Raw genomic sequence first — 8,328 nt, forward strand, 5'->3', positions numbered from 1 at the left:
AACAGTCCGGCGACCGCCTCGGCCGCGCGGGCCGAGGCGTCCTGTCGCAGTTCCTGGTGCAGGCGCAGGTAGTCGTCCTGCAGACCGCTCACGCCCTGCGGATGCTCGAACCACTGCGTCACCGCGGCAGCGAGCTTGTCCGGGGTGCAGTCGTGCTGCATCAGTTCCGGCGCCAGATCCTTGCCGGCAAGCACATTCGGCAGCGCATAACGGTTGACCTTGAGCAGCCCCAGTGCTCTGACGATGCGGTAGGTGAGCTCCGCCACGCGGTAGCCGACCACCATTGGCCGCTTGACCAGCATGGTTTCCAGTGTTGCGGTGCCCGACGCCAGCATCACCACATCAGCGGCGGTCATCGCCTCGCGGGCGCGACCATCGAGCAGATGCACACGCGCGCTGGGAAGGGCGGCGGCACGGATCTGCTCGACCAGCAGCGCCTTGCAGTGGGCGTTGGCGGCCGGCACCACGATGTGCAGGTCGCGCCTCTTCTCGCACAGCTGCCAGGCGGCCTCGAAGAACGGCGGACCGAGGCGACTGACTTCACCCAGCCGGCTGCCCGGCAGCACCGCCAGCACCGGCACCTGCGCGGGAATGGCCAGCGCCGCGCGTGCCTGCTCGCGGTCGCTTTCCAGCGGTATCTCGTCGGCCATGGGGTGGCCGACGAAGCGCGCGTCGATGCCATGGCGCGCGTAGATCGGCGGTTCCATCGGAAACAGGCACAACACCAGGTCGGCGCTGGCGCCGATCTTCTCGGCGCGTTTCTCACGCCAGGCCCAGACCGAGGGGCTGACGTAATGCACGGTAGGAATACCGCGCTGCTTGAGCCACTTTTCCACGCCCAGATTGAAATCCGGCGCATCAATGCCGATGAAGACATCCGGTTGCCAGTCGAGCACGCGCTGGCGGAACTGCTTGCGCAGCTTCAGCAGCCGCGGCAGATGGCGCAGGATCTCGGCCAGCCCCATCAGCGCCAGTTCACTGGCATCAAACCAGGTCTGACAGCCGGCTTTGCGCATCGCATCGCCACCGATGCCGGCGAATTCGGCATCGGGATAGCGCTGGCGCAGTTGATCGATCAAACCGGCACCGAGTCCGTCGCCGGACGCCTCACCGGCGACGAGCGCGATGCGAAGCGCGCGTCCGGCGGTGTCCGGCAAGCGGTCCAGGCGCCCGGTCATCGCAGCAGCGGACGGTCGGTGTGTTCGATGAAGTCCAGCAGGTCCTTCACGTCGGCATTGTCACGGGCCTGCTCGGCCAGCTGCTGCTTGGCTTCGGCCAGTGGCAACCCCGCCACGTACAGGGTGCGGTAGGCACGCTTGATCGCGGCGATACGCTCGGCATCGAAGCCGCGGCGCTTGAGGCCTTCGCTGTTGATGCCGCGGGGACGGCCGTGGGTGTCGGTGCCGACCATGGTGAAGGGCGGTACGTCGCCGCCCACCAGGGCGCCCATGCCGAGAAACGCGTGATCGCCGATGCGGCAGAACTGGTGCGCGCCGGCGAAGCCGCTGATGATCACCCAGTTGCCGACGGTGACATGCCCGGCCAGCGTGGTGTTGTTGGAGAACACGCAGTGGTTGCCGACATGGCAGTCGTGGGCGACGTGCACATAGGCCAGCAGCCAGTTGTCGTTGCCGACCGTGGTGATGCCACCGCCGCCGCCGGTTCCGCGGTTGATGGTGACGAACTCGCGGATCACGTTGCGGTCACCGATCACCAGTTCGGTGCGTTCGCCGCCGAACTTCTTGTCCTGTGGCTCGCCGCCGATGGCGGCATGGCCGATGAAGTGGTTCTCGCGGCCGATCCGGGTCGGACCGTGGATGCTGCAATGCGGGCCCACCACCGTGCCGGCGCCGATTTCAACCTCGGCCCCGATCAGGGTGAAAGCGCCCACGCGGACATCGGCGGCAAGCACCGCCGCCGGGTCGATGACTGCGGTCGGGTGGATCAGCGGGGCGCTGTTGTTCATGCGTCGGCTCCGGGGATCAGTCGCGGGTGCCGGCGCACAGCACTTCGGCATGGGCGACGACTTCGCCGTCCACCTTGGCTTCGCCGTAGTACACGGCCATGTTGCGGATCACCCGCTTGACCTGCACGTGCAGCTCCAGCACATCGCCCGGCACCACCTGCTTCATGAAGCGCACATTGTCCACCTTGACCAGGTAGAACAGCTTGGACTGCGCATCACGGCCGAGGCTGAGCTGGGTCAGCACGCCGCCGGCCTGGGCCAGCGCCTCGATGATCAGCACGCCCGGCATGATCGGCTGGGTCGGGAAATGCCCCTGGAAGAACGGCTCGTTGATGGTGACGTTCTTGTGCGCGACGATGCGCTTGCCTTCGATATCGAGCTCGACGACTTTGTCGACCAGCAGGAATGGATAGCGGTGCGGGATCAACGTCTGGATCGTGGTGACGTCGATGGGCAGCTGCGGACTTGCGTTCATTCCTTCTCCTTGCTCACAGCCAGGATGCGCCTTGCCAGCGCATCGAGCTGCTTGAAGCGCGCGGCGTTTTTGCGCCACGTGCGGTTGTCGGTCAATGGGGTGCCGGATGAGTATTCACCCGGTTCGGTAATGGAGTTGCGCACCACCGATCGGCCGGTGATGGTGACGTGGTCGCAGATTTCCAGGTGCCCGACCACGCCGACCGAGCCGCCCAGCAGGCAGTAGCGGCCGATCTTGGCGCTGCCGGCGATGCCGGTGGAGCCGGCGATGGCGCTGTGCGCACCGATCTGCACGTTGTGGGCGATCTGCACCAGGTTGTCCACGCGCACGTCCTCGTCGAGCACGGTGTCTTCCAGCGCGCCACGGTCGATGCAGGTGTTGGCGCCGATCTCGCAGTCGTCGCCGATGCGCACGCCGCCCAGCTGCGGCACCTTGATCCAGTGGCCGCCGTCCATCGCCAGGCCGAAGCCTTCGGCACCGAGCACGGCACCCGGGTGGATACGCACGCGCTTGCCCAGCTTGACCCGGGCCACCAGGCTGACGCGGGCCAGCAGTTCGCAGCCGGCTTCGAGCTGGCAGTCGTCACCGACCACGCTGCCGGGGCCGATGATGCAGCTTTCACCGATCACGCTGCGCGCGCCAATATATACGTGCGGACCGATATGGGCGCTGGCCGCCACCTGGGCGCTGGGATCGATGACCGCACTGGGGTGGATGCCGGGCTCACGCAGCGGCACGGTCTCGAACAACGCGCCGATCTTGGCGAAGGCGGTGTACGGGTCTTTGGCGATCAGGGTGGTGCCGGGCGCGGCTGCGGCATCGTCGGCACGAAGCACGACGATCGAAGCCTGGCTGTCGGCCAGCTGCGGCCGATAGCGCGGATTGGCCAGAAAGGTGAGCTGGCCGGCGCCGGCATGGGCGAGGGTGGCGACGCCGTGGATGCTGGCGGTCGCATCGCCCTGCACCTGCAGACCAAAGCGTTCGGCAAGTTCCTGTGCGGTATAGGTAGGCATATTCACTGCGGCAGTTTAGCGCCAGAGGGGCCAGCGGTCATGACAAGGCCCGGTTGCCCGGGCCTTGTCTGATGCAGGTGGTGCATGGAATGGTCAGGCGGAAATCAGAACTGGCCACCGAAGGTGAACTGCAAACGCTCGATTTCGTCGCCTTCTTCCTTCTTCAGCGGGAACGCGTAGCTGATCGAGATCGGGCCGACCGGAGCGCGCCACAGCAGGGCGACACCGGCCGAAGCACGCAGCTCGTTGGCCTTGAAGTTGCTGGTGCCGGCGTAGACGTTGCCCACGTCCAGGAACGCGGAAACGCGCGCCGACGGGCTGTCGAACAGCTTCGGGAAATAGGCTTCGATCGAGCCGACCGTCTTCACCGAGCCACCCAGCGGCTGGCCGTTGTAGTAGCCGCCAATGGGTTCCGAGCGCGGGCCCAGGGTGTTGTCCTCGAAGCCACGCACCGAGTTGGTGCCGCCCGCGTAGAAGTTCTCGAAGAACGGCAGGCCGGATGCCTTGATCTGGCGGTAGTTGGCGGTGGGGTTGGTGGCGCAGTCCACCACCTGCGAATAGCCCGGGGTACCCGGCACGGCCGGCGTGTCGCCATTGGCGGGGGTGCCGGGGACCGCCGGAATATCGTTCCAGCAGATGTCGCGGACCTTGTCGCTGCCGTAGGAATCGCCGTAGCCCAGCTCCAGACGGGTATTGATGACCAGCGACGGCATGATCGGCCAGTACTTGGAGAACTGGTAGCTGAGCTTGTAGTACTCCACGGTCGAGCCCGGCAGCGTGGCCTCCAGGCCCAGACGCTGGTAGGTGCCGCGGGTCGGCATGAAATAGTCGTTGCGGGTATCACGGGCCCAGCCCAGCTCGGTGCGCCAGGAGTGGAAGGTGCGCGTGCCGACCGCATCGATGTAGTCGATGATCACCTGCGGGGTGTAGCCCTGGTAGGTGGTGATCTGGTTGCTGTCGATGCCGAACATCAGCGAGAACGCGTCGTTCTCGGTGATCGGCACGCCGAACACCACCTGCGCGGCACCGTTGGTGCTGTTGTACTGGGCGGTGTTGAAGTCCGAATAGTCCAGCTCGCGCCAGGACAGGTTGTAGCCCAGCGAGACGCCGTCATCGGTGAAGTAGGGGTTGGTGTAGGAGAAGCCGTAGCGCTGCAGGTAGCTGCTGCGCGAGGCGTCGACCGACACGCGGTTGCCGCCGCCCAGGAAGTTGTTCTGCGACAGCTGGATCGAGGTGGTCATGCCGTAGGACTGCGAATAGCCCAGGCCGAACACGAAGCTGCCGGAAGTGGTTTCCTTGACGTTGTAGACCACGTCCACCTGGTCGTTGCTGCCGGTGACCGGGCTGGATTCGACATCGACCGACTCGAAGTAGCCCAGACGCTGCAGGCGGATCTTGGAGCGGTCGATTGCCGCCTGCGAGTACCAGCTGTTCTCGAACTGGCGCATTTCGCGGCGCAACACTTCATCGGCGGTACGCGAATTGCCCTTGAACACGATGCGGCGCACGGCCACGCGCGGGCCCGGCACCACCTGCATGTTCACCGCGACGGTGCGGTCGGCACGGTTGCTGGTCGGGATCGGGTTCACCTTGGCGAAGGCGTAACCGATGTTGGACAGGCTGTTGGTGATCGCATCGGCGCTGAATTCCAGCAGGGCGCGCGAGAACGTGTCGCCGCTCTTCTGGATCACCATGCGTTCCACATCTTCCTGCGGAAGAATGGTGTCGCCGGTGACCTTTATTTCGGAGATCTTGTACTGCTCACCCTCGGTGACGCCGGCGGTGATGAACATGTCGCGCTTGTCGGGGCTGATCGAGACCTGGGTGGAATCGATGCTGAAATCGACATAGCCGCGGTCCAGATACCAGGAGTTGAGCTTCTCCAGGTCGCCGGACAGTTTTTCCTTGGAGTACTGGTCATCGCGGCGGTACCACGAGGCCCAGTTGTGCTCCTTCGATTCCCAGGTGTCGAGGATGTTCTCGGCGGGGAATTTCTCGGTGCCCACCAGGTTCACGTGCTGGATCTTGGCCGCCTTGCCTTCCTTCACGGCGATGGCGACATCGACGCGGTTGCGGTCCAGCGGGCTCACCGTCGGGGTGATCTCGACGTTGTATTTGCCACGGTCGTTGTACTGGCGACGCAATTCCTGCGTCACCCGGTCCAGACTCAAACGGTCAAAGGTGCCGCCTTCGCTCAGGCCGATGTCGCTCAGACCCTTGAGCAGCTGCTCGCTCTTGATGTCCTTGTTGCCGGTGACGGTCAACTTGTTGATCGCCGGGCGCTCCTTGACCGTGACCACCAGGATGTCGCCCTGGCGGTCCAGCTGCACATCCTCGAAGAAGCCGGTCTTGTAGAGCGCGCGGATGGTGTCCCCGACCTTGGCGTCATCGACCGTGTCGCCACGCTCGATGGGCAGATAGGTGAATACCGTACCGGAGGAGATGCGCTGCAGGCCGTCCACGCGGATATCGCTGGCGGTGAAGGGCTCGGCCGCCAGCGCAAGCGCAGGCAGGGCCAGACCGGCAGCAAGGGCGAGGGCAAGCAGGCGGCGATTGGGAAGTCGCGTCATGTCACGTCCGGTTGGAGTCGATTTCAATGTTGCGTGGGTGCCGGCGTAAGACGACGACAGCAGGGAAAAGTTCATCGCGGGACCAGGCTGAGAATGTCGTTGTAGAACGCCAATCCCATCAGCCCGGCCAGCAGCGCCAGACCGATGTACTGGCCGGCGGCGATGGCGCGCTCGCTCAGCGGGCTGCCCTTGACCAACTCGATAAGGTAATACAGCAGGTGGCCGCCGTCCAAGATCGGGATTGGCAGCAGGTTGATGATGCACAGGCTCAGCGACAGCAGGGCCAGGAAATACAGGAACCAGTCCACGCCGCGCTCGGCCGAGGCATTGGCCACGCGGGCGATGGTGATCGGCCCGGAAATGTTCTTGACCGAGGCATGGCCGGTCAGCATCCGCCGCATCATCCCCAGCGAATCACTGGCGAGCTTGCCGGTTTCGCGCAGGCCGCCGGGATTGCCGCCAACACGCCGTACTGCTGGCGGGCGTCGTAGGCGGGGGCTTGGCCGGTGACAAAGCCCACGCCGATCAGCAGCGCGGCTTGCCGTCCTGGCCCTGGCCCGCGATCGGCATCAGCTCCAGGGCCAGGCGCTCGCCCGCGCGCTCGATGTCGAGCATGCCGGCGCCGCCGCGCTCGCCCAGTTGTTGCACCAGCGGGGCAACCTGGTCGGCGCTCTCCACCCGCTGGCCGTCGATGGCCAGGATCAGGTCGCCGGGTTGCAGCACGCCACTGGCAGCCGAATCGGCGACGATCGACTCCACCAGGGCCGGTTGCAGCCAGAATTGCCAGATGAAGCCTGCCTGCACCGGGACGTTGCGCTCATCGAAATCCGCCGGCAGCTGCGACAGCGGCAGTACGGGTGCGCTCGTTGTCCAGGGCATCGCGGACCTTGGTGCGGGCATCCTGGCGGTCCATCGCGGCGGTGGTGAAGGCCATGCTGGCTTCGGCCCAGGTGTCCACCGCGCGGCCATCCACTTCAACGATACGGTCGCCGGCGGCAAAGCCGGCCTGCTGGGCCATGCCGGTGCTGCGGCCGATGGTGGCCGAGTAGTCCTGCTTGCCGATCACAAACATCGCCCACAGCAGGGCGATGCACAGCAGCAGGTTGGCGGCCGGACCGGCAGCGACGATGGCGATGCGCTGCCACACACTCTTGTTGTTGAAGGCGACCGCGCGCTCGCCGGCAGGCACTTCGGCTTCGCGCTCGTCCAGCATCTTCACGTAGCCGCCCAGCGGGATGGCGGCGATGGCGAACTCGGTACCGTTGCGGTTGCGGCGGCTCCACAGCGGTTTGCCGAAGCCCACCGAGAAGCGCAGCACCTTCACCCCACAGCGGCGGGCCACCCAGTAATGACCGAATTCGTGGAACGTGACCAGCAGGCCCAGGCTGACGATCATCCACCACACGGAGCCGAGAAAATCACCCATGGGCAGAACTCGATTGGAAGGTGGGTTCAGACATGCGGCAGGCGGGCGATGGCGGCTTCGGTGATCTGGCGGGATTGCGCGTCCGCTGCCAGCAGGGCGTCCAGTGTATCGGCCGCCACGTACGGCAGGGTGGAGAGGGCGTGCTCCACCAGCGCGGGAATCGACAGGAAGCCTATACGGCCCTGAAGAAAGGCTGAAACCGCCACCTCGTTGGCCGCGTTCAGGATGGCCGGGGCGCTGCCGCCGGCGTCCATGGCCTGCCAGGCTAGGCGCAGGCAGGGGAAGGCGTCCAGGTCCGGCGCCTCGAAATCGAGCCGGCCCTGGCTGAGCAGGTCCAGCCCGGCGACGCCCGATTCGATGCGCTGCGGCCAACCCAGACCGACCGCCAGGGTGGTGCGCATATCCGGCAGCCCGAGCTGAGCAAGGGTGGAGCCGTCGATGAATTCCACCAGTGAATGCACCAGGCTTTGCGGGTGCACCAGCACATCGATGCGCGCGCCCGGGATGTTGAACAGGTGGTGCGCCTCGATGACTTCCAGGCCTTTGTTCATCAACGTCGCCGAATCGACCGAGATCTTCGGCCCCATCGACCACTTGGGATGGGCCACAGCCTGGGCCGGGGTCACGCCTTCCAGTTCGGCACGGCTGCGGCCACGGAACGGGCCACCGGAGGCGGTGAGGATGATCCGGCGCACACCGGCTTCCAGGCGTGCATCGCATGAGCGCAGGCACTGGAAGATCGCGTTGTGTTCGCTGTCGATCGGGATGATCTCGGCCCCGGCAGCGGCGGCTTCGCGGGTCAGCAGCTCGCCGGCCAGCACCAGCGACTCCTTGTTGGCCAGCAGCAGGCGCTTGCCGGCCCGGGCGGCGGCCAGGGT

At 65.8% G+C, this 8,328-nt stretch carries 6 protein-coding genes and 1 pseudogene; all 7 read right to left on the bottom strand.

The window, feature by feature from the left end:
• Positions 1 to 1,178, bottom strand: a 1,178-nt coding sequence (gene lpxB, locus JCM9942_RS07150) for a lipid-A-disaccharide synthase (protein ID WP_054658733.1), incomplete at its 3' end; no start/stop codon positions are given.
• Positions 1,175 to 1,966: an acyl-ACP--UDP-N-acetylglucosamine O-acyltransferase gene (gene lpxA / locus JCM9942_RS07155; RefSeq protein WP_054658735.1), complete on the bottom strand. Its 792-nt coding sequence runs from the start codon at positions 1,964 to 1,966 to the stop codon at positions 1,175 to 1,177. The genes lpxA and lpxB, both read right to left, overlap by 4 nt.
• A gap of 16 nt (positions 1,967 to 1,982) precedes the next feature.
• Positions 1,983 to 2,441 carry a 3-hydroxyacyl-ACP dehydratase FabZ gene (fabZ, locus tag JCM9942_RS07160; RefSeq protein ID WP_054658737.1) on the bottom strand — a complete coding sequence of 153 codons (459 nt, stop codon included), beginning with the start codon at positions 2,439 to 2,441 and terminating at the stop codon, positions 1,983 to 1,985.
• Positions 2,438 to 3,454, bottom strand: a complete 1,017-nt coding sequence (gene lpxD, locus JCM9942_RS07165) for a UDP-3-O-(3-hydroxymyristoyl)glucosamine N-acyltransferase (RefSeq protein ID WP_054658739.1) — start codon at positions 3,452 to 3,454, stop codon at positions 2,438 to 2,440. The genes fabZ and lpxD overlap by 4 nt, the downstream gene beginning before the upstream one ends.
• Before the next feature lie 104 nt (positions 3,455 to 3,558).
• Positions 3,559 to 6,024 carry an outer membrane protein assembly factor BamA gene (gene bamA, locus JCM9942_RS07170; protein ID WP_054658741.1) on the bottom strand — a complete coding sequence of 822 codons (2,466 nt, stop codon included), beginning with the start codon at positions 6,022 to 6,024 and terminating at the stop codon, positions 3,559 to 3,561.
• Between the two features lie 71 nt (positions 6,025 to 6,095).
• A pseudogene (gene rseP / locus JCM9942_RS19605) lies at positions 6,096 to 7,450 on the bottom strand (RIP metalloprotease RseP).
• Positions 7,451 to 7,476: 26 nt separating this feature from the next.
• Positions 7,477 to 8,328, bottom strand: an 852-nt coding sequence (gene dxr / locus JCM9942_RS07180) for a 1-deoxy-D-xylulose-5-phosphate reductoisomerase (RefSeq protein WP_054658743.1), incomplete at its 5' end; no start/stop codon positions are given.

The organism is Stenotrophomonas pictorum JCM 9942, from assembly GCF_001310775.1.
In the GTDB taxonomy this organism is placed as follows: Bacteria; Pseudomonadota; Gammaproteobacteria; order Xanthomonadales; family Xanthomonadaceae; genus Stenotrophomonas; species Stenotrophomonas pictorum.